We start from the raw sequence: 20,878 nt of genomic DNA on the forward strand, positions 1-20,878 counted from the left end.
TTCGGTTGACCATGCCGGGATGGATGGTTGCGCGAGATCCGCAAACTGGGGCACATCGGCTAGCCGATCAAGCCGCAACAGGAAGCAACACACGTTTGGAACAGGCTTTACCCACCGAAGCCCACGTCACCGAAGCCAGGGCTTTCGTCGTCACCAACCGTTCGGTGCTCGCCATCGCCGTGCCGATGACGCTTGCCTATCTGACGACGCCGTTGCTCGGAATTGTCGACACGGCGGTGGTCGGACAGTTCGGCGACGCCGCCCTTCTCGGCGGCCTGGCGGCCGGCGCCCTGATCTTCGACGTCGTTTTCACCACCTTCAACTTCCTGCGCTCCGGCACCACCGGCCTCGTCGCCCAGGCCTTCGGGCGCGGCGATGCACTGGAGGAGCAGGCGGTGTTCTGGCGCGCCGTGCTGATCGCGGTCGTCGCCGGCATCGTGTTTGCCGCACTTGCGCCCCTGGTTTCGGCTGCCGGGCAATGGTTCATCGGCGCCGAGCCGCGCGTCGGGGCGGCGATGGACGTCTATATCCGCATCAGGATGCTCGCAGCACCGTTCTCGCTTATCAATTACGCCATCCTTGGTTATGTGCTGGGGCGCGGCGAGGGCGGGCTCGGGCTGATGCTGCAGCTGGTGCTGAACGGCATCAATATCGCGCTCTGCTTCCTGCTCGCCCTGGAGCTTGGCTGGGGCGTTGCCGGCGTCGCCTGGGCGACGCTCACCGGCGAGTTCGTCGCCATGCTGCTTGGTCTCGCCATCGTCGGCCGGCGCTTCTGGGCCGCACCCAGGCTGCCGCGCCATCGCGTCCTCGATTTGCCGGCATTCCTGCGCATGATGTCGCTCAATCGCGATATCATGATCCGCTCCTTCTCACTGCTCGCCGCCTTCGCGCTGTTCACGCGCCAAGGCGCGCAATTCGGCACGCTGACGCTGGCCGCCAACGCCGTGCTGATGAACCTCTTCCTGGTTGCCGGCTATTTCCTCGACGGTTTCGCCACCGCCGCCGAACAGCTGGCCGGGCGCGCCATCGGCGCCCGTGCCGCCACGGCGTTTGACCAGGCGGTGCGGCTGACGCTGCTTTGGGGGCTCGGCCTGGCAGGCGTGGCGACGCTCGTGCTCCTGCTGGAAGGCACCGGTCTGGTCGCCCTGATCACGACCTCGACAGACGTCCGCGCCGTCGCCGACATCTACTTGCCATGGGCGGCATTCACCGCACTCAGCGGCGTGCTGGCTTTCGAGATGGACGGTGTTTTCATCGGCGCGACATGGTCGCGCGACATGCGCAACATGATGCTGGTGTCGTTCCTGGCGTTCAGCGCCGCGTTGCTGATCCTGGCGCCGGCGTTCGGCAATCACGGCCTGTGGGCGGCGCTGCACGTGTTCCTGCTGGTACGCGGCTTCAGCCTGCTCACTATATTGCGGCTGCGGGTGCGCACGGTCTTTAACTGATCGCTAAAGCGGTTTCGTCGCCCAGTGATCGAGGCGGCTGTCGCGAAGCTCGCGCAGCGACTTCAGCCCTTGACTGTCCATGAAACGGACCATGCCGGAAAGAATACGCCCCGGCAGCGCAGGCCCGGCATAGATCATGCCGGTATAGAGCTGGACGAGATCGGCGCCGGCACGGATCTTTTCCAGCGCCGTCTCGGCGGAATCGACGCCGCCGACGCCGATGATGGCGGGATCCGGGCCAAGTAGTTTTCGCATCCTTGCCAGCACGATGGTCGAGCGCTCGAACAAGGGTTTTCCCGAAAGCCCGCCGGTCTCGCCGGCAAGGCCCGCGCTGCGCAGGCCGGCTCGCGCGATCGTGGTGTTGGAGACGATGACGCCGTCCATTTGCTTGTCGGTGATCTCGGCGGCGATGTCCTCCAGTTCGGCCTCGACCAGGTCCGGCGCGATCTTGAGAAAGACGGGCGGCTTTGCCGGTGCCGCCGCACGCGCGGCCATGACCCGCGACAGGAGTTGACCAAGCTGTTCGCGCGCCTGCATGTTGCGCAGGCCCGGCGTGTTTGGCGAGGAGATGTTGATCGTCAGATAGCCGGCGTATCGCGCAAACCTGATCACGCCGCGCTCATAGTCGCCGACGCGGTCGGCGCTGTCCTTGTTGGCGCCGATGTTGACGCCGACGACGCCGGCGCGGCCCTTGCGGGCAGCAAGACGCTTTTCCGCGGCGGCGTGGCCTTCATTGTTGAAGCCCAGCCGGTTGATCACTGCCCCGTCCGAAGGCAGCCGGAAGATGCGCGGCTTCGGATTGCCCGTCTGCGGCAGCGGCGTGATCGTGCCGACCTCGGCGAAGCCGAAGCCGAGGCCGAGCAGCGCGTCCGGCACTTCGGCATTCTTGTCGTAACCCGCGGCCATGCCGAGCGGGTTCGGAAAATCGAGCCCGCAGATGCGTGTCTTCAACCTGTCGTCTCGCAAAGGGCGCCCGGCGACCGGCAGGCCGCATCTCAGCGCGGCAATCGACAGCCCATGCGCGGTTTCCGGATCGAGCGTGAACAGCAGTTTTTGGCCGATCCGGTCGAACGCGCTCATTCGGCCTCCAGCGCCGGGAATTCATGCCGGCCGTGGGCGCCGAGCGGCAATGCCTGCACAGAAACGACCGCATTGAGGCCGAGCCCGCCGTAGAGATGAGGGAACAAGGCGCCGCCGCGCGAGACCTCATATTTCAGCGCGTCGCCGAGGCGCGCGCTGTCGACGGCGACCAGAAGCAACCCGCTTTGGCCGGTGAAATGTCTGGCCGCCGTTTCCCGAACCTGCCCGGCGGTGGAAAAATGGATGAAGCCGTCGGCGACGTCGATCGGCGCGCCGGTGAAGCGGCCTTCTCTTTCAGCCTCGCGCCACAGCGCCTCGGGAACTATCTTGTAGATGATCTCGGACATCATTGCGCTATAGTCCGAACAGATCATGCGGGGAAGGGCAGGCCCGCGTTCTTCCCCATTTCAGGTTCTTCCCCAATTCCGGCGCAAACTGTGATAGATTGCGCCGACTGGCTCATGGAGGAAAACATGCGTCTGAAACACGTCTTGATCCCCGCAGCACTGGTCTCGCTTGTCGCAGCTTCGGCCTTTTCCGAGGAAGCCGATCGCTACCGGCTGGAAAAATCGGCCAATGGCTATGTGCGCATGGATACGCAGACCGGCGCCATGTCGCTCTGCGAGGAGCGTTCCGGTCAGCTCGTCTGCAAGACGGCGGCCGACGAACGTGCCGCCTTCCAGGATCAGATCGACCGGCTGCAAAATTCGGTGAAGGCGCTCGACGAACGCGTCGCCAAGCTCGAAAATTCGCTTGCCGCGCGTTTCGAATCGACTTTGCCCAGCGAGGAGGATTTCAACAAGACGATGGGCTACATGGAGCGCTTCCTGCGCAGCTTCATGGATATCGTCAAGGACATGGACAAGGACGAAGACGGCGCCAAGCCCAATTCGCAAAAGACCTAGGCAATTCGCAAAAAGACCTAGGGCGGGAATAGCAAGCCGGCCACGCCGAACAGCGGCGTAGCGTTATGATCGTTCAGATCCTGCAAGGCGGAAAATCGCCAACGGGATTCGGGGAGGGATATCACCGTTGGGCTACACATTCGTCATCGCCGACGATCATCCGCTTTTTCGCGGTGCATTGAGGGAGGCACTCGCCGGCATCGGAGATGTTGCCGCCATTCACGAGGCCGGCGATTTCGAAAGCGCCAAGGCGCTGGTCCTGGCCAATGAGGATGTCGATCTGGTCCTGCTCGACCTCTCGATGCCGGGCGCAAGCGGCCTTTCCGGCCTGATCTCGTTGCGCGGCATCCATCCGGCGGTGCCGATGATGGTGGTCTCGGCGCATGACGATCCGGTGACGATCCGGCGCGCGCTCGACCTGGGCGCCTCGGGGTTCATCTCCAAATCGGCCAGCATGGAAGATATCCGCAATGCGGTGCAGTCGGTGCTCGCAGGTGATATCGCGGCACCCGCCGGGGTCGATCTCGGCGTCGAGCGCGATCCCGAGATTTCCGACCTGATCAAGCGGCTGCAGGCGCTGACGCCACAGCAGACGCGCGTGCTCGGCATGCTGGCGGAGGGACTGCTCAACAAGCAGATAGCCTATGAGCTCGGCGTCTCCGAAGCGACGATCAAGGCGCATGTCTCGGCCATCCTGCAGAAGCTCGGCGTCGACAGCCGCACCCAGGCGGTCATCCTTTTGTCCAAGATCGGCAGCGACCCGGTGCAGGCCGCCGGCTGATTCTTATTCGGCCGCCGGCGCCAGCGGCCTGACCCTGGCCATCATCGAGCGCAGCATCGCCGGTTTCAACGGCTTGCTGATCACAGGCACGTCGAGCCTGCCGGCGGCGGCGCGAACCTCGCTGGAGCGGTCGGCGGTGACCAGCACGGCCGGCAGGTCCTCGCCATGGATCGCACGCAACTGGGCGATCAATTCGAGGCCGGTCTTGTCGTCGAGATGATAGTCGGCAAGCACAATGTCCGGCCGATGCATGGCGGACCTGTCGAGATCCTCCGCGCCGGAAAGCGTGTCGACGCTGCAGCCCCAGCCCTCGAGCAGCAGCCGCATGCCGTCGAGGATGCGGCCGTCATTGTCGATGCAGAGCACATGCAGCCCGGCAAGCGAGGTCGTAGCGCGGGCAGGCGGCTTCGCCTCGGCCTCGCGCCGCGGTGCCTGCACGGCCGCCACCGGCAGCAGCACGGAAAAGCGCGTGCCCTTGCCGGGATTGGAGAAGATCCGGATTTCAAGGCGCAGGACGCGGGCGATGCGGTCGACGATGGAGAGCCCCAAGCCGAGGCCTTCCGCCTCGCGCATGCCCTCGTCGAGCCGGGTGAATTCGCGGAACACGGTGTTGAGCTTGTCGCCGGCAATGCCGATACCGGTGTCGATAACCTGGATCTCGGCCAGTTCGCCGCGCCGCCGCACGCCGACCAGGATGCGGCCATGGCGCGTATATTTGATGGCGTTGGAGACCAGGTTCTGGATCAGCCGGCGCAGCAGATTTCGATCCGTCATGACGCTGAGCGACGACGGCATGATCGAGAGTTCGAGCTTCTTTTCGGCGGCAAGCGGCCGGAAGTCGTTGCCGATCTGGCGCAGCAGCCCGTCGAGGCCGAAGCTCGTATCGTCCGGCTTCATCGCGCCGGCATCGAGGCGCGAAATGTCGAGCACCGCGCCGAGGATGGTCTCGACCGATTCCAGCGACGATTCGATATTCATCGCCGCCTTGCCGGCAGGCCCCTTGCCGGTCTTCTCGATCAGCGACGAGCAATAGAGGCGGGCGGCGTTCAGCGGCTGCAGGATGTCGTGGCCGGCGGCAGCGAGGAAGCGCGTCTTGCCGAGATTGGCCTCTTCGGCCAGCATCTGCGCCTGCGCCAGCTCCTCGTTGACGCGGGTGAGCTCGGCGGTGCGGCTCTTCACGCGCTGTTCCAGCGATTCATTGGCGCGCTTCAGCGCCAGATCCTGCTCGACGCGCCCTGAGATGTCGGCATAGGTGGCGACGATGCCGCCGTCCGGCATCGGATTGGAGCGCAATTCCAGGATACGCCCGCTGGTCTTCAGCTCCATCTGCCATGGGCTGACGAAGCTGGTCAGGCGGTTCAGCATGGTGACGCGCTGGTCTGGCGGTATATCGCCGCGCTCGGCAAGGTGGCGCAGGATACGATCGAGCGAGACGCCGACCTGGCCCATTTCGTCGGGCAGGTCGAACAGCGCCCGGTACTGGCGGTTCCAGCAGATCAACCGGAAATCGCGGTCGAAGACGGTGATGCCCTGTTCCATCTGGTCGAGTGCGATCTGCAGCAGGTCGCGATTGTGCTGTAGCGCCTCGGTGGCGTCGTCGAGCAGGCGGAAGGCGTCCTTGGATTCGCGGTCGTTGCGGCGCAGCAGCAGCGACAGGATCAGCCGCGCCGAGGAGGAGCCGACGGCACTGGCCAGAAGCTGCTCGGAGAAGCGGATGACATCCATGCTGGCCTGTTCGTTGCCGTGCAGTGAAGTGCCGCTGCTCTTCTCGAATGACTGGAAGGAGCGCTCGGTGCGTTCGACACCGAGATAGCGCGCGATCGTGTCCTTGAGGTCGTTGACGGTGATCGTGGTGCGGAAGCGGCGCAGGCTCGGCAGCGGCCCCGCCTCGCGCGGCACGAAGATCGACGCCTGGATGCGTTCCAGCGGCACCGACGCGCGCGACAGTGAGCCGAACACAAAAAACAACGTGTTGATCGACAGGCTCCACAGCACGCCATGGTTCAGCGGCTCGGCGACGGTGCCGAACAGGGCTTGCGGCTGCAATGCATCGAAGCCGAACAGGCCGTGGACGAGGATGCCGGTCTCGGGCGCGGCGAGCGAGGGAAGCAGTAGCGTGTAGCTCCAGACGACGATGCCGGCCACCATGCCGAGTGCCGCACCCCTTCCGTTGGCGCCGCGCCAGACCAGGCCGCCGATCATTGCCGGCGCGAACTGCGCGATCGCGGCGAACGACATCAGGCCGATCGAGGATAGCCGCGCGCTGTTTGTGCTCTCGCGGTAGTAGAGGAAGGCGATGAACAGCATGATGAAGATCGCCGCCCGCCGCACATTGAGGATGAGCGTCGACCAGTCCTCGCTCTCTGAGGTCGTGGTCCGCAGCAGCCGGCGCACGAACAGCGGAATGATCAGGTCGTTGGAGATCATGATCGACAGCGCGACGCTTTCGACGATCACCATTGCCGTCGCCGCCGACAGGCCGCCGATAAAGGCGGCCATGGCCAGAACGTCGTGGCCGCTGAACAGCGGCAGTGACAGCACATAGAGGTCGCTGCTGGTCCTGGGGCCGACCAGTTCCAGGCCGGCCAGCGCGATCGGCAGCACGAACAGGTTGATTGCCACGAGATAGAGCGGAAACACCCATGTCGCCGTGCGCAGCTCAGCCTCGCTGCGGTTCTCGACGATGGTGACGTAGAACTGGCGCGGCAGCATGAGGATGGCAAAGCCGCTCAGGCATGTCAGTACCAGCCAGGTCGCGAGCGAGGTGTTGTAGCCCATCGCCTGGCGCACCTGCGTGTTTTCGGCGAGCCGGTCGAACATATCGCCTGGCCCGCCGAAGATCAGAAACGTGACCATCAGGCCTATCGCCAGGAAGGCGGCGAGCTTGACCACGGTCTCGACCGCCACCGCCAGCACCAGACCGTCCTGGTGTTCGGTGGCGTCGGCATGGCGCGTGCCGAACAGCACGGCAAACAGCGCCAGCAGCATGGCAACGACAAGCGAGATGTCGCTGACGAACGGATCGAACGACGGCGGCGAGCCGGTATAGTGCTCGACCATCAGGCTGACCGAGCCGGAGATCGCCTTCAATTGCAGCGCCATGTAAGGCACCGCGCCTATGGTTGCGATCAGCGTGGCGATCGCCCCGACAGCGAAGCTCTTGCCGTAGCGGGCGCCGAGAAAGTCGGCGATCGAGGTGATCTTCTCGGTCTTTGCCAGCCTGACGATGCGCTGCAGCAGCGGAAAGCCGAACACGAACACCAGAACCGGTCCGATATAGATGCCGAGGAATTCGAGGCCGCGCTCGGAGGAGAGCCCGACCGAGCCGAAGAAGGTCCAGGAGGTGCAGTAGATGGCGAGGCTGAGCGCATAGATAAAGGGCCGGGCGCGGCCAGGCCCGGATGAAGTCGAGCGCCGGTCGCCCAGGCTGGCGATAGCAAACAGCAACGTCACATAGGCGATCGCGATGATGACGATGAACCAGCCCTGCACGCCTCGAACTTCCTCCCTGCGCCGGCTTTTTCATCCGGCCTTGCAGACGCAATCACAGCTTGGCCACCGAGTCCATCGCGGCTTTCGGCGCATTATGGCCGCGGCTTCGCGCAATCCAGGCCGGGGAAACACGTCTTTGCTCCTGTCGCAACCGCAGGTTTTTGCTATTCTGCCTGCCGGTCGATGCCGAGGGCGTGGACGGCAGCACGGCCGGTCAGGAAAAGGAGGGTCGAATGCTGAAAGAGTTTCAGGAATTCATTTCCAGGGGCAATGTGATGGACCTGGCCGTCGCCGTCATCATCGGCGCTGCCTTCGGCAAGATCGTCACCTCGCTGGTCGACGACATCATCATGCCGGTCATCGGGGCGATTTTGGGCGGATTAGACTTCAACAACTACTTTCTGCCCTTGTCCTCGGCCGTTAACGCCACATCGCTGGCGGATGCCAAGAAACAGGGCGCGGTCTTCGCCTATGGCAGCTTCATCACCGTGGCGTTGAACTTCCTTATCCTCGCCTTCATTATCTTCCTGATGGTCAAGGCGGTGAACAATCTGCGCCAGCGGCTGGAGCGCGAGAAACCGGCTACCCCGGCCGCTCCGCCACCAGCCGACGTCGCGCTGCTCACCGAAATTCGCGATCTCCTCGCCAGAAAGTAGCGCCTGCGGCAACTTTCTGGACCAAAACCCCGGTCGCTTGCGGCCGGGGTTTTCTGTTTTCGTCCGCCCTGAAACACGCTAGCAGTCGAGCAAACGAAAACGGACCCATCCATGACCCTGATCGATACTCTGCGCGCCGAAGCGCGGGCGGCGCCCGAAAGCGGCATTGTCGCCGTCATGAATCGTGGCCGCGGCCGCGACGGTATGATCCCGCTTTGGGCCGGCGAGGGCGACCTGCCGACGCCTGCCTTCATCACCGATGCCGCCGCCAAGGCGCTGGCCGCCGGCGAGACCTTCTACACCTGGCAGCGGGGCATTCCCGAACTCAGGCAGGCGCTCGCCCGCTACTACACCAGGCATTTCGGCAAGACTTTCGCCAACGAAGAATTCATCGTCACCGGCTCCGGCATGCATGCCATCCAGATGGCCATCGACGCGGTGGCCGGCAAGGGCGACGAACTTGTCTACCTGTCGCCGGCATGGCCGAATTTCGCCGCCGCCGCCGGCGTGGCCGGCGCCGTTCCGGTTGCAGTCACCCTTGATCAGTCCGGCAATGGCTGGTCCTGCGATGTCGACAAGATCGCAGCGGCGATCACGCCACGGACCAAGGCGCTGTTCGTCAACACGCCGTCCAACCCGACCGGCTGGACCGCCGACAAGGAGACGCTGCAGGCAATCCTCGATCTCGCCCGCGAAAGGGGCCTGTGGATCATTGCCGACGAGATCTATTCGCTGTTCCACTACGGCCATGGCCGCGCGGCGTCGTTCATCGACATCATGGCCGATGAGGACCGCATCCTGTTCGTCAATTCCTTTTCCAAGAACTGGGCGATGACCGGCTGGCGCATCGGCTGGATCAAGATCCATCCCGCCTTGCAGCAGGTGTTCGAGAACCTGGTCCAGTATTCGACTTCCGGCGTTGCGCAGTTCATGCAGCGCGGCGCCGTCGTCGCCCTCGACGAGGGCGATGCCTTCATCGTCGAACAGGTGGAGCGGGCGAGGGCGGCGCGCGACCTCGTCTGCGGCATTCTCGCCGAAACCGGCAGGGCGCGGTTCACCGTGCCGCAGGGCGCGTTCTATCTGTTCTTCGCCGTCGACGGCATCACCGATTCCCGCGCTGCCGCTTTCGACATGGTCGACCGCGCCAATGTCGGCCTGGCCCCCGGCACCGCCTTCGGCCCCGGCGGCGAAGCTTTCCTCAGGCTATGCTTCCACCGCCGCCTCGACCAGCTCGAAGAAGCCGCGCACCGGCTGGCGAAATGGATGAAGACTGTGTGAGGTGTGTTGAGCTTCGCGCCAGGCATCGCAGCACTGAAAAATGAGGCGGCACCGATAGGCGGCTTCCGCAATGGTGCCCGTAGCGGCGGAGGTTACCCGCCCGACTTCGGCACCAGCAACGGAATGACGCGGTCGCTCTTGGCCACTGAAGGCCGGCCGGCCGAACCGTAGGGAATCCCCAACGCATCCCATGTCTCGACTAGCGCGTCCTGTAAGGAGGCAATCAGCGCGTCAGAATGGAACGGTGTCGGCGTGATGCGCAGCCGTTCGGTGCCGCGCGGCACTGTCGGGTAATTGATCGGCTGGATATAGATGCCGTGCACGCCGAGCAGGCGGTCGCTGGCCATCTTGCAGAGCTCGGGATCGCCGACCAGCAGCGGCACGATGTGGGTAGGTGACTCCATTACCGGCAGGCCGGCCGCGGCAAGCACTTCCTTGGTCCGCGTCGCCTGACGCAGCTGCGCGTCGCGCTCGGCCTGCGAGCGCTTGAGATGGCGGATCGAGGTGGTTGCCGCGGCAGCGATCGCCGGCGGCAGCGCCGTGGTGAAGATGAAGCCCGGCGCATAGGAGCGCACGGCGTCGATCACGGCGCTGGTGCCGGTGATGTAGCCGCCAAGCGTGCCGAACGCCTTGGCCAGTGTGCCCTCGATGATGTCGATGCGGTCGGCCAGCCCTTCGCGCTCGGTGATGCCGCCGCCGCGCGGCCCGTACATGCCAACGGCATGGACCTCGTCTATATAAGTCATCGCATTGTAACGCTCGGCGAGGTCGACGATCTGCTTGATCGGCGCGATGTCGCCATCCATCGAATAGACGCTCTCGAAGACGATCAGCTTGGCACGCTCGCGGCCGGCCGCCTGCAGCAGGCTTTCGAGATGCGCGACGTCGTTATGGCGGAAGATCTTCTTCTCGGCGCCCGAGCGCCGCACACCCTCGATCATCGAAGCGTGGTTAAGCTCGTCCGAGATGATCAGGCAATTGGGAAGCAGCTTTGCAATGGTCGAGATCGACGCTTCGTTTGAAACGAAGCCGGAGGTGAAAACCAGTGCCGCTTCCTTGTCGTGCAGGTCGGCAAGCTCCAGTTCGAGCTCGACCAGCGGGTTGCTGGTGCCCGAAATGTTGCGGGTGCCGCCGGCCCCCGATCCCATTTTGCCTGCCGCCTTCTGGAACGCGGCGATGACGTCGGGATGCTGGCCCATGCCGAGATAATCGTTGGAGCACCAGACGGTGATTTCCTCGGCGCGGCCATTGGCACGCCAGATGGCGCGCGGGAATTTTCCCACGATACGCTCAAGGTCGGCGAAGACGCGATAGCGACGCTCTGCATGGAGCTGGTCGATCGCTTCCTCGAAGAACCGCTGGTAATTCATGTCGCCTTCCCAATTTTGCGCGGGATCATAGTCATTGGCCTATTCGCCGTCCACCGCACCGTTTTGGTCAAAATGCCACGCCCCAGGCCTGTTCCTAACGACCACGGAACGTGGCCTATTCCCTTGATGTGGATCAATCTTGTTTCAGGACAATGCCACCCGCCGATGAGACTGGTTACCGCAGATTGTAATGGCCTGGCGGCAGGTTTTCCAGTACGGCGACGATTGAGACAGTTCCGATAAATCATGAATAGCGAGGATGCGGATGACGGTTTTGGTGACAGGCGGTGCCGGCTATATCGGCAGCCATATGGTCTGGGAGTTGCTGGACACGGGCGACAGCGTCGTCGTCCTCGACCGGCTTTCGACCGGCTTTGAATGGGCGGTGGCTCCGGAAGCAAAGCTCGTCGTCGGCGATGTCGCCGACAAGGAATTGGTCGCCTCGATCATCCGCGACAACAAGGTCGACGCGATCATCCATTTCGCCGGCTCGATTGTCGTGCCCGAATCGGTGGCCGACCCGCTTGCCTATTACGAGAATAACACCTGCAAGACACGCACCCTGATCGAGACCGCGGTGCGCGAAGGCGTGCCCAATTTCATCTTTTCCTCGACCGCCGCCGTCTATGGCGGCGCCGGCCTGGAGCCGGTACGCGAGGACGCCAGGCTTGCGCCGGAATCGCCCTACGGCCTGTCCAAGCTGATGAGCGAATGGATGCTCCGCGACGCGGCTATTGCCTATGGGCTGCGCTATACGGCGCTGCGCTATTTCAACGTCGCCGGCGCCGACCCGAAGGGCCGCACCGGCCAGTCGACGCCCGGCGCCACGCATCTGATCAAGGTCGCCTGCGAGACGGCGCTCGGCAAGCGCCCCTTCATGCAGGTGTTCGGCACCGACTATCCGACGCCGGACGGCACCTGCATGCGCGACTATATCCATGTCAGCGACCTGGCGGCGGCGCATCGGCTGGCCCTGCAGCGGCTGCGTGCCGGCGGATCGAGCCTGGTCGCCAATTGCGGCTACAGCCACGGCTATTCGGTGCTCGAGGTCATCGACAGCGTACGCCGCGTCTTCGGCCATGATTTCGAGGTGCGGATGGGCGAGCGCCGCCCCGGTGACGCCGCCGCGGTTGTCGCCAATTCGGAGCTGGCCCGCGGCGAACTCGGCTGGACCCCGCAGCGTGACAACCTCGACCAGATCGTCTCCGATGCGCTTGCCTGGGAGCGCATCCTGACCAGCAAGAATTCGGCTCTGGGCTAAGCGCGGGCTCTCCGTAAGGGCTCGTCGGCAGGAGGCAGAGGCGCTATTGAAGGGCCTCACGGCTGAGCGTGCAGGCGTTCGGCTGCGTTCGAGTTGGGGGCGGCATGAAAATATCGGTGCTTGGAGCCGGCGTCGTTGGCACGGCGGCGGCCTATTGTCTGGCCAGCGACGGCCATGAAGTCACGGTGATCGAGCGCCATCCGGCGGCGGCGCGCGGCACCAGCCAGTCGAATGCCGGCCTGGTATCTCCCGGCGATGCCACCGCCTGGGCTTCGCCCGCCGCGCTTAAAACGTTCCTGCGAGCCCTCTACAACCACGATCTCGGCATCAAGGTGCGGCTGCGCTTCGATCCGTATTTTGTCGCCTGGAGCCTGCGCTTCCTGCGCCAGTGCACGCATAAGCGCATGCGCGCCAACACCGAGATCAAGCTGCGCCTGGCGCTCTATTCGCGCAACTGCATCAACGCCATCTCCGCCGACACCGGCATCCACTATGACGAGCGCAAGAAAGGCATTCTGTATTTCTTCCGCTCGCAGCAGAGCTTTGATACCGGCACCGACAATTACCGCTATCTCGCCGAACATGGCCTGCCGATCGAGATCGTCGGCCGCGACCGGCTGGTCGAGCTCGAGCCCGGCCTTGCCGGAGCCAAGGACAAAATTGCCGGCGGCGTCTATTCGCCGATCGACCAGACCGGCGATTCCAGTCAATTCACGCAGCGCCTCGCTGCCTATGCCGCCGAAAAACTCGGTGTCCAATTCCTCTACGGCACGACGGTCGAAGGCCTCGACATCGACGGCGACCGGGTGCGCGCGGTGATGACCTCGGCCGGCCCGGTGGCCGGCGACGCCGTGGTCATTTCCATGGGGCCGGAGAGCGGTCTGCTCGGCCGCCGCTACGGCATCGACCTGCCCGTCTATCCCGTGAAGGGCTATACCGTGACCGTTCCGCTGGAAGATGAAAGCAACGGGCCGATCATGGGCGGCGCCGACGAGGACCGGCTGATCGGCTATTCCAGGCTGGGAAATCGGCTGCGGATGTCCTCGACGGCGGAGTTCACCGGTTTCGACCGCACGTTCAAGCCGCGCGATTTCAACTCGATCCTGAACACCGGCAAGGACCTGTTCCCCGGCGCCTTCGACGAGAGCAAGGCCGAGCTCTGGGCTGGACTTCGCCCGATGATGCCGAACTCCGTGCCGGTCATCGGCCGGGCGCGGTATGACAATCTATATCTCGATACCGGCCACGGCCATCTCGGCTGGACCATGGCCTGCGGTTCGGGAAAATTCCTTGCCGACGTGGTCGCCGGCCGCAAGCCGGAGATCGATCCACAAGGATTGCTCTACGCGGGCTAGCAACGGCCTGACCGCAGGGCGCCATGAGCTCGGCGGTCAGGCTCGTTCGTCGACTGCCGAACGCCAGGAGCGCACGTAACTTGTCCAGAGTGGATCGGCCGACGGTTCGGTCCTTTCGCCTCTGCCTTGCGGTGTCCCCTGGTCCGACGCCAGCAAGGCGGCGCCGATGCTGGTGCCTGTCGCAGCCGCGGAGGCAATGACGGCGCGCGCCGTCGCCGCAGCCAGCATGCGGGTGAACAGCCGGTTGCGGGCGAAGGGTCCTTCGACGATGGTTGACCCCCCGCCGCCGATCAGATCGAGGCAGGTCGCGGTCATCAGCGCCAGGTAGAACGAGATGGCGACAAAGCGCTGGCCATTGTTGATGCCGTCCGCGTTAAGCCATGCCGCGGCGCAGTGCGGAAACGGCCCCGAACCCCGTTGGATCGAAGGCAATAGGGACGTCTTGCGCGCGAGCACCGCGGCGACATCGTCTTCGGTCCAGTCTTCCGATTGGCCTTCCGTCAGCACGGAGAACTCGCGGCCACCCATGAAGCGCGCCGAGGGCACGGCATCGCCGAACGCGTTGACATTGACCAGCGTGTCGCGCGCCGGATCGAGCGTGACCTTGCTGCCGCCAACCGCCATCGACACCACCCAGGTGCCGGTCGAGACGACGGAGAAAGGCGGCTTGTCGGACAGGAGATGCGGCAGCAGCGAGGCGTTGGAATCGTGCAGGCCGCAATACACCGGCGTTTGCGGATCGAGGCCGGTTTGCCGCGCCAGAGCGGGCAGGATCGGGCCCAAGCGGTCCTTGGCCTGCCGCACCGGCGCCATTAGCCGGCGCCATTCCAGCCGGTCGACCAGTGAGGAAAAATCCGCTTTCCACGGGTTCCACAGATCGGTGTGGCAGCCGAGCGAAGTCACCTCGCTGGCGGCGACGCCGGTCAGGCGCAAGGCCCAGTATTGCGGATACATCAGCATCGCGGCGGCCCTGGCGAAATCCGCTGGAAAGCGCTTCTGCTGCCAGAACAACTGCGCGCCGAGATTGAGGCCGGCCGGCAGGCGCGGCGTGCCGGTCTCGGTGAAAGGCGGGCGGATCGCGTCGTAGTCCTTGGCGAAGGCATCCGGACCGTCGAACTCGTAATCGAGCACCGGCAGCGCCAGTTCGCCTGATGCGTCGGCCAGCACCGCCGTTGCGCCATGGGTGGTGATCGATATCGCGTCGATGCGCTGCTCGCGATCGATCTCGGCCAGGCTGCCGAGGATGAACGCCCATAACCGCTCGACGTCGTGGTGCGGATACGGGCGTTGCCGAACCGGCTCGTTGACCATCCTGCGCAGCGCCACTTCGCTTGCTGCGGCGAGATCGACCAGCGCCACCTTGGCGTTGGTCTTGCCGATATCGATGACGGCGACGTGGCGGGTCATTCCATATGGAACATTGTTTCCAGCGGCACCGCCACCGGCTCGTTGTTCGGCTTGGTTTCCATGATGTCTGCCATCTCGGCCCACCAGCGCTGCATCGCCGGATGCTTAGGCAATTCGTCCATGCCATGGTCGTCACGGCGCCACAGCACGCCGAACAAGGTGTTGGTCTCCTCGTCGAGATGGATCGAGTAATCGGAGATACCAGCCTGTTTTAGCAACGCGACGAGTGACGGCCAGATGTCGTCGTGGCGCCTCTTGTATTCGGCCTTCATGCCGGGATTGAGCTTCATCTTGAACGCATATTTTTCGGGCATCAGGCAAAGCGCTCCCGCCGCACGCGCTGCCACAGGATCGGCAGCGCGATGACGATGATCAGCAGCAGGCCGATGAAGATCGACATGACGATCCCCGGCACGTTGAGCAGGCCAAGACCGAAGGTCACCAGCCCCATGATGAAGGCCGCCAGCACGACGCCCAGAATGCTGCCGGCGCCGCCGAGAATGCTGACGCCGCCGAGCACCACCATGGTGATGACTTCGAGTTCGTAGCCCTGCGCGATCGACGGCCGGGTCGAGCCGAGCCGTGACGTAATCAGCACCGAGGCGATGCCCGCCATCAGGCCGGTCAGGCAAAACAGGATGAACTTGATGCGGCCGACACGCACGCCGGAAAACTGCGCCGCAACCGGGTTGTTGCCGATGGCAAAGACCCGGCGGCCGAAGCTCGTCCGGTGCAGAAGGAACCAGTAGACGACGGCCGCGACCAGGAAAAGCGTCAGTTCGAACGACACCACCCACCAGACATAACCTTGGCCGAAGAAGGCGAAGCTCGCGGGATAGCCCTTGTAGGCCTGGTCGCCGAGGATGATGAAGGCAACGCCGCGAAACAGGCTCATCGTGCCGATGGTGACGACGATCGACGGCAGCCCCAGCCTGGTGACGAGCAGCCCGTTGAAGGCGCCGCAGCCGAGCCCGACGACGATGCCGATTGCCACCAGGACAGGCGTGCCGGCGCCGGCCTGCACCGCCATGCCCATCATCGTCGAGGCGAGTGCGATGATAGCGGCGACCGACAGGTCGATTTCGCCGGAGATGATCAGCAGTGCCATGGCCAGCGCGATCAGCGCCTTTTCGGTGAAGTTGAAAGTCAGGTCCGACAGCGACCACGCGTCGAGGAAATAGGGCGAGGCAAAACTGTTGACGGCAAAGATGGCGACCGCCACGACGACCAGCAGCGCCTCCCATGAGAAGATCGCCGCAGTGAACGGCTTGTCGAGTCGGTTCGGAACATGGCGCGGGGCAGGGGTATCGGTCATGCCACTTCCGCCTTTTTGAGGATGATGCGGCCTTGCCGGCGTTCGCCGCGCGCGTTGAGCACCACGGCCAGGATGATGGCGCTGCCCGAAATCGCCATTTGCCAGAAGGGCGAGATATTGATCACCGGCAGCGCGTTGGAGATGATACCGAGGAACAGCGCGCCGAGCACCGCGCCGCCGACCGAGCCGATGCCGCCGGCGATGGAGATGCCGCCGATGACGCAGGCGGCGATGATGTTGAGCTCATAGCCGTTGGCGACCTCGACCGAGGCGATGACGTAGCGCGAGATCCAGAGATAGCCGCAGAGGCCGCCGATCATCCCCGAAATGCAGAAGACGATGAATTTCGTCCGGCCGACGTCGATGCCGGCATAGACCGATGCGGTCGGGTTGACACCGATGGCGTAGATCGAGCGGCCGAGCGCCGTGCGCGTCATCACAAGGAAGAACAAGGCGATGACCAGCAGGGCAATCCATGACAGCACCGGTATGCCGAGGAACGTCGCGCGCTGCAGGCCGATGAAATCGGGGCTCATCTGGTCGGCGTTGACCCAGGCGCCGCCTGAAATAACGAAGGTGGCGCCGCGGTAGATGGTGAGAGTGCCGAGCGTTACCACGATCGAGGGAATGTTCAGCCGCCACACCAACAGGCCATTGATGGCGCCGAGCACCAGGCCGACCAGAAGTGCGATGACGATCAGCAGCGGGATCGGGATTGCCGGATGCGCGGCGTTCAGCATCGCCACCACCATGCCGGTGAAGCAGAGATTGGCTGCCATCGACAGGTCGATCGAGCGGGTCAGGATAACCACCATCTGGCCGAGCGCCAGGATCATCAGGATCGACGTGTCGTTGAACACCTGGCGCACATTGCCGGGAGCGGCAAAGCCCGGAAAACGCATCGAGATCAGCCCGATCAGCACGGCGATTGCCGCCAGCAGCCAGACTTCGCGGTATTTGAGAAGAGCCTTCATGCCGCGATCCCCGCTGCCGTCCTGACCAGCGTTTCGGCGTCGAGCCCCTTATTGTCGTAGACCGCGGCAATGCGGCCCTCGCGCATAACGACGACACGGTCGGACATGCCGAGAATTTCCGGCAGTTCGGACGACACCATGATAACCGACAGGCCTTGCGCGACGAGCTCGGCCATGAAGCCGTGCACGGCGGCCTTCGAGCCGATGTCGATGCCCTTGGTCGGCTCGTCCAGTATGATCACCTTGGGCGCGGTCGCCAGCCATTTGGCGATGACGATCTTCTGCTGGTTGCCGCCCGACAGCGTGCCGACGTCCTGGCTGAGCGAGGAGGCGCGCAGGTCGAGCCGCTCTGTGTAGGAGCGGGCTAGCGCAAACTCTTCCGCCAGCCGCAATATGCCGGATTTGGAGGTTCGCTTGAGCGAAGGCAGCGAGACATTCTGGAAGATAGGCAGGCCGATCACCACGCCTTGCTTGCCGCGTTCCTCCGGCACATAGACGATGCCGGCATCGATCGAATCCGCCGCCGATTTCGGCGCGATCGCTTTGCCTTCCAGCGTGATCGTGCCGCCGCTGGTGCGGGTGATGCCTGATATCGCCTGCATCACCTCGCTGCGCCCGGCGCCGACAAGACCGTAGAAGCCGAGGATCTCGCCCCTGTGCAGCTCGAAGCCGATATCATCGAACTCGGTCGGATGCGACAGGCCGGAGACGGCCAGCACCGGCGCGCCGATCTCGGCCTTGCGCTGCGGAAAGATATGGTCGACCGCGCGGCCGACCATCATGCGCACGATCTGGCTCTGGCCGGCATCCTTGATCAGGCCTTCGCCAACCATCTCGCCGTCACGGAACACGGTATAGCGGTCGGCGATGCGGTAGATCTCATCGAATTTGTGGCTGATGAACAGGATCGCCTTGCCGTCGCTCTTGAGGAATTCGATCAGCAGGAAAAGCTCTTCGATCTCCTTCATCGAAAGTGCTGCCGTCGGCTCGTCCATGATGACGATCCGCGCGTCGATCGACATGGCGCGGGCAACGGCGACGAGATGCTTGTTGGCGATGCCGAGATCCTTCAGCCTGGCATCGGCGTCGATATGGCCGGCGCCCATCGTGTCCAGCACCTCGCGGGCATTCTTGCGCATGGTGCGCCAGTCGATGGTCTTGAAGCGGGTGCGCGGCGCATGGCCGAGGAAGATGTTTTCGGCCACCGTCAGATCGTCGAACAGCACGGTTTCCTGATGGATGGCGGTGATGCCATGCCCGAAGGCGGCATGGGCGCTGGGCAAAGCGACGGGCTGGCCGTCGATGTTGATTGTGCCTGAATCGGGCTGATAGATGCCGGTCATGATCTTGACCAGCGTCGACTTGCCGGCGCCGTTCTCGCCGATCAGCGCGGTCACCTGGCCGGGATAGAGCGACAGGCTGACATCGTGCAGCGCGCGCACGCCGGGAAAGCTTTTCGAGATGCCGGACAGCGTCAGCCGCGGCCCGGGAGACAAAGGCGCTTCCTTCGCCACTTCGTGTTGGGCTGTCGTGTCCATAATCGTATCAAGCCCTGAAACTAGGTCCGGTTGAGGCCGCGGCGGGGCCAAGGTCCCGCCGCACCAGTTCGAAGGCTCCAGGATCAATAGATCTTGGAGAACTTTTCGATGTTCGACTTGTCGAACTGGAAGGGCGGAGCCATCGCAGCCGAGTTGGTGTCGTCGAGCGTGACCTTGCCGACGCGGCCGATCGACAGCGTAGCACCGGGCTTCGCCTCTTCCTTCTTCACCGCCAGGTCGTGGGCGAGGTAGACGGCCGAATAGCCGAGGTCGATCGGGTTCCACAGCGCAACCGCTTGGCTGGCGCCGTTGTCGATGAACTTCTTGAACTCCGACGGCAGCGCCAGGCCGGTGACGTTGACCTTGCCGATCAGGCCTTCATCGGTCACCACCTGCGCGGCGGCAACGACGCCGACCGTGGTCGGTGCGACGATCGCCTTGAGGTTCGGGTAGGACTTCAGCAAGCCCTTGGCCTCGTCCGTGCTCTTGGCCGAGTCGTCGTCGCCATAGACGGTGGCGACGAGCTTGATCTTGGGGAACTTCTCCGGCAGCACCTTCTTGGCCGCGTCGATCCAGGCGTTCTGGTTGGTCGCGGTGGACGAAGCCGACAGGATGGCGACATCGCCGCCTTCCGGCAGGTAGTCGGCGGCAAGCTTGATGATGGTCTCGCCGATCAGGTTGGTGTCGGAAGGGTTGAGGTGAAGCTGGCGGCCTTCCGGCGCGACGCCTGAATCCCACGAGATGACGGTGATGCCGCGTTCCATCGCCTTCTTCAGCGCCGGAACCAGCGCGTCGGCGTCATTGGCCGAAATGGCGATGGCGTTGACCTTCTGGGCGATCAGCGAATTGACCACTTCGATCTGCGCTTCGGCGGTCGCCTTGGTCGGGCCGGTGTAGATGATCTCGACGTCGCCGAGTTCCTTGGCCGCCTCTTCGGCGCCCTTGTTGGCGGCGTCGAAGAAGCCGTTGCCGAGCGACTTCACCACCAGCGCGATCTTGACGTTTTCGGCATAGGCGGCATTCACGAACATGGCGGCGGAAAACGCCGCCGTAACCATCAGTTTCTTCAGAAAGCTCATCGAATATCCTCCCTTGAGCGTTGCATTCCATCGCCGCTGCGGGCGTGAGTTTTCTCAGGCCTGCAGCGAAGATTCTTCCTTGTTGCTTGCCGTTGTGCGGGCGACGATCAGCGTCACGCCGGCGGTCTCCAGCATCTTGGCTTCGCGATCCTCGATGCCGTCGTCGGTGATCACCGTGGCGATGCGCGACAGGCCGCACAGGATCAGGCTCGAGCGCTTGCGGAATTTCGAGGAGTCGACCAGCACCACCAATTCGTCCGCCTGGTCGATAAGCTTCTGCTCGGCCTGGATCAGCAGCGGGTCGCCTTCCATAAGACCCAGCGGCCCCAGTCCCTGCGCGCCCATGAACATGCGGCGCGCGTAGAAATTGCGCGTCACGTCATTGTCGAAGGGCGACAGGATGATGTTCTGCTCGCGGTAGATGGTGCCGCCCGACAGCATCACCGTGTTCTTGGAATGCCTGAGCAGGTGCTCGGCGATCGGAAAGGAATTGGTGAAGATCGGCATGCGGCGGCCGCTCAGGAAATGCACCATCTGGAACGTGGTGGTGCCGCCATTGATGATGATCGGCTCGCCGTCCTTGCAGAGTTCCACGGCCTCTCGTGCGATCGCCCGCTTCTGCGAAGCGTTGATCGTCTCGTTGACGGAAAACGGCCGGCCGGCAAGGCCGATGAACTGCGGAGGCGAGAGCGCCTCGGCGCCGCCGCGCACCCGGCGCAGGCGCTTTTGCACATGCAATGCCGCGATGTCGCGCCGGATCGTCGCCTCCGACGACTCCGTCAGGTCGACCATCTCCTGCACCGTCACCACAGGCTTTTCCTGGACGGCGGACAGAATGATCCTGTGGCGCTCTTTCTCGTGCATGGTTCCTCCCTGCTTGAGCATCTAGGCACCCCAAGCGCGCAGTGTCAATCATTTCCGATCAGATAATTTCATTGT

18 protein-coding genes are annotated in these 20,878 nt (G+C 63.9%); 7 read left to right on the forward strand and 11 right to left on the reverse strand.

The genetic code is table 11. The annotated features are described in order from the left end of the window. Positions 1–23 precede the first annotated feature (23 nt). Positions 24–1,448 carry an MATE family efflux transporter gene (locus NKH63_RS25745; RefSeq protein WP_352716988.1) on the forward strand — a complete coding sequence of 475 codons (1,425 nt, stop codon included), beginning with the start codon at positions 24–26 and terminating at the stop codon, positions 1,446–1,448. Positions 1,449–1,451: 3 nt separating this feature from the next. On the opposite strand, the gene NKH63_RS25750 is transcribed toward NKH63_RS25745, so the two are convergent. Then, positions 1,452–2,528, reverse strand: a complete 1,077-nt coding sequence (locus NKH63_RS25750) for a quinone-dependent dihydroorotate dehydrogenase (RefSeq protein WP_352848068.1) — start codon at positions 2,526–2,528, stop codon at positions 1,452–1,454. Then, positions 2,525–2,875, reverse strand: a complete 351-nt coding sequence (locus NKH63_RS25755) for a DUF952 domain-containing protein (protein ID WP_023719480.1) — start codon at positions 2,873–2,875, stop codon at positions 2,525–2,527. Before NKH63_RS25755 ends, NKH63_RS25750 begins: the two co-directional genes overlap by 4 nt. Positions 2,876–3,001: 126 nt before the next feature. Here NKH63_RS25755 and NKH63_RS25760 point away from each other — a divergent pair, with 126 nt between their 5' ends. Both NKH63_RS25760 and NKH63_RS25765 read left to right on the forward strand, forming a co-directional pair. After that, positions 3,002–3,433 carry a hypothetical protein gene (locus tag NKH63_RS25760; protein ID WP_352493790.1) on the forward strand — a complete coding sequence of 144 codons (432 nt, stop codon included), beginning with the start codon at positions 3,002–3,004 and terminating at the stop codon, positions 3,431–3,433. A gap of 118 nt (positions 3,434–3,551) precedes the next feature. Next, a complete protein-coding gene (locus tag NKH63_RS25765) occupies positions 3,552–4,214 on the forward strand; it encodes a response regulator transcription factor (RefSeq protein ID WP_502896362.1) in 663 nt (220 codons plus the stop codon). Between the two features lie 3 nt (positions 4,215–4,217). On the opposite strand, the gene NKH63_RS25770 is transcribed toward NKH63_RS25765, so the two are convergent. Beyond that, complete coding sequence (locus tag NKH63_RS25770; protein WP_352919177.1) at positions 4,218–7,706, reverse strand: PAS domain-containing hybrid sensor histidine kinase/response regulator; 3,489 nt, start codon at positions 7,704–7,706, stop codon at positions 4,218–4,220. Positions 7,707–7,939: 233 nt separating this feature from the next. Between NKH63_RS25770 and mscL the strand changes: the two genes are divergently transcribed. After that, a complete protein-coding gene (gene mscL, locus NKH63_RS25775; protein ID WP_023719476.1) occupies positions 7,940–8,362 on the forward strand; it encodes a large conductance mechanosensitive channel protein MscL in 423 nt (140 codons plus the stop codon). Positions 8,363–8,473: 111 nt separating this feature from the next. Continuing rightward, positions 8,474–9,640 carry a pyridoxal phosphate-dependent aminotransferase gene (locus NKH63_RS25780; RefSeq protein WP_352547899.1) on the forward strand — a complete coding sequence of 389 codons (1,167 nt, stop codon included), beginning with the start codon at positions 8,474–8,476 and terminating at the stop codon, positions 9,638–9,640. Between the two features lie 92 nt (positions 9,641–9,732). Here NKH63_RS25780 and hemA read toward each other — a convergent pair whose 3' ends face one another. Further along, complete coding sequence (gene hemA / locus NKH63_RS25785) at positions 9,733–11,010, reverse strand: 5-aminolevulinate synthase (protein WP_023719474.1); 1,278 nt, start codon at positions 11,008–11,010, stop codon at positions 9,733–9,735. A gap of 265 nt (positions 11,011–11,275) precedes the next feature. Between hemA and galE the strand changes: the two genes are divergently transcribed. Beyond that, on the forward strand, positions 11,276–12,271 hold the full coding sequence (gene galE, locus NKH63_RS25790; RefSeq protein WP_023719473.1) for a UDP-glucose 4-epimerase GalE: 996 nt from the start codon (positions 11,276–11,278) through the stop codon (positions 12,269–12,271). A 104-nt stretch (positions 12,272–12,375) separates the two neighbouring features. Continuing rightward, the gene (locus NKH63_RS25795) at positions 12,376–13,626 is read left to right on the forward strand and encodes a D-amino acid dehydrogenase (RefSeq protein WP_352482468.1); all 1,251 of its coding nucleotides are present in this window, start codon (positions 12,376–12,378) and stop codon (positions 13,624–13,626) included. A gap of 36 nt (positions 13,627–13,662) precedes the next feature. On the opposite strand, the gene NKH63_RS25800 is transcribed toward NKH63_RS25795, so the two are convergent. The 7 genes from NKH63_RS25800 to NKH63_RS25830 all read right to left on the reverse strand — a co-directional run bounded on the left by NKH63_RS25800 (position 13,663) and on the right by NKH63_RS25830 (position 20,803). Beyond that, positions 13,663–15,033, reverse strand: a complete 1,371-nt coding sequence (locus NKH63_RS25800; RefSeq protein ID WP_352919180.1) for an FGGY-family carbohydrate kinase — start codon at positions 15,031–15,033, stop codon at positions 13,663–13,665. Next, positions 15,030–15,347, reverse strand: coding sequence for an L-rhamnose mutarotase (gene rhaM, locus NKH63_RS25805; protein ID WP_352482465.1), 318 nt, complete (start codon positions 15,345–15,347; stop codon positions 15,030–15,032). The genes NKH63_RS25800 and rhaM overlap by 4 nt, the downstream gene beginning before the upstream one ends. Beyond that, positions 15,347–16,348, reverse strand: a complete 1,002-nt coding sequence (locus tag NKH63_RS25810; RefSeq protein ID WP_352482463.1) for an ABC transporter permease — start codon at positions 16,346–16,348, stop codon at positions 15,347–15,349. The genes rhaM and NKH63_RS25810 overlap by 1 nt, the downstream gene beginning before the upstream one ends. Continuing rightward, positions 16,345–17,322 carry an ABC transporter permease gene (locus tag NKH63_RS25815; protein WP_352493795.1) on the reverse strand — a complete coding sequence of 326 codons (978 nt, stop codon included), beginning with the start codon at positions 17,320–17,322 and terminating at the stop codon, positions 16,345–16,347. The genes NKH63_RS25810 and NKH63_RS25815 overlap by 4 nt, the downstream gene beginning before the upstream one ends. Then, the gene (locus NKH63_RS25820; RefSeq protein ID WP_352919182.1) at positions 17,319–18,860 is read right to left on the reverse strand and encodes a sugar ABC transporter ATP-binding protein; all 1,542 of its coding nucleotides are present in this window, start codon (positions 18,858–18,860) and stop codon (positions 17,319–17,321) included. The genes NKH63_RS25815 and NKH63_RS25820 overlap by 4 nt, the downstream gene beginning before the upstream one ends. Positions 18,861–18,943: 83 nt before the next feature. Further along, the gene (gene rhaS, locus NKH63_RS25825) at positions 18,944–19,939 is read right to left on the reverse strand and encodes a rhamnose ABC transporter substrate-binding protein (protein ID WP_352919184.1); all 996 of its coding nucleotides are present in this window, start codon (positions 19,937–19,939) and stop codon (positions 18,944–18,946) included. Positions 19,940–19,993: 54 nt separating this feature from the next. Further along, complete coding sequence (locus NKH63_RS25830) at positions 19,994–20,803, reverse strand: DeoR/GlpR family DNA-binding transcription regulator (protein WP_352493797.1); 810 nt, start codon at positions 20,801–20,803, stop codon at positions 19,994–19,996. Between the last annotated feature and the right edge of the window lie 75 nt (positions 20,804–20,878).

It is taken from the genome of Mesorhizobium sp. M0960, assembly GCF_040319055.1.
GTDB lineage: Bacteria > Pseudomonadota > Alphaproteobacteria > Rhizobiales > Rhizobiaceae > Mesorhizobium.

Bases quoted from the DNA above. Each gene is read 5' to 3' on its own strand.
- NKH63_RS25815 (WP_352493795.1), bottom strand. From the start codon at position 17,322: ATGAAGGCTCTTCTCAAATACCGCGAAGTCTGGCTGCTGGCGGCAATC.
- NKH63_RS25795 (WP_352482468.1), top strand. From the start codon at position 12,376: ATGAAAATATCGGTGCTTGGAGCCGGCGTCGTTGGCACGGCGGCGGCC.
- NKH63_RS25830 (WP_352493797.1), bottom strand. From the start codon at position 20,803: ATGCACGAGAAAGAGCGCCACAGGATCATTCTGTCCGCCGTCCAGGAA.
- NKH63_RS25800 (WP_352919180.1), bottom strand. From the start codon at position 15,033: ATGACCCGCCACGTCGCCGTCATCGATATCGGCAAGACCAACGCCAAG.
- NKH63_RS25755 (WP_023719480.1), bottom strand. From the start codon at position 2,875: ATGTCCGAGATCATCTACAAGATAGTTCCCGAGGCGCTGTGGCGCGAG.
- NKH63_RS25745 (WP_352716988.1), top strand. From the start codon at position 24: ATGGTTGCGCGAGATCCGCAAACTGGGGCACATCGGCTAGCCGATCAA.
- mscL (WP_023719476.1), top strand. From the start codon at position 7,940: ATGCTGAAAGAGTTTCAGGAATTCATTTCCAGGGGCAATGTGATGGAC.
- NKH63_RS25810 (WP_352482463.1), bottom strand. From the start codon at position 16,348: ATGACCGATACCCCTGCCCCGCGCCATGTTCCGAACCGACTCGACAAG.
- NKH63_RS25820 (WP_352919182.1), bottom strand. From the start codon at position 18,860: ATGGACACGACAGCCCAACACGAAGTGGCGAAGGAAGCGCCTTTGTCT.
- rhaM (WP_352482465.1), bottom strand. From the start codon at position 15,347: ATGCCCGAAAAATATGCGTTCAAGATGAAGCTCAATCCCGGCATGAAG.
- NKH63_RS25760 (WP_352493790.1), top strand. From the start codon at position 3,002: ATGCGTCTGAAACACGTCTTGATCCCCGCAGCACTGGTCTCGCTTGTC.
- hemA (WP_023719474.1), bottom strand. From the start codon at position 11,010: ATGAATTACCAGCGGTTCTTCGAGGAAGCGATCGACCAGCTCCATGCA.
- galE (WP_023719473.1), top strand. From the start codon at position 11,276: ATGACGGTTTTGGTGACAGGCGGTGCCGGCTATATCGGCAGCCATATG.
- NKH63_RS25780 (WP_352547899.1), top strand. From the start codon at position 8,474: ATGACCCTGATCGATACTCTGCGCGCCGAAGCGCGGGCGGCGCCCGAA.
- NKH63_RS25750 (WP_352848068.1), bottom strand. From the start codon at position 2,528: ATGAGCGCGTTCGACCGGATCGGCCAAAAACTGCTGTTCACGCTCGAT.
- rhaS (WP_352919184.1), bottom strand. From the start codon at position 19,939: ATGAGCTTTCTGAAGAAACTGATGGTTACGGCGGCGTTTTCCGCCGCC.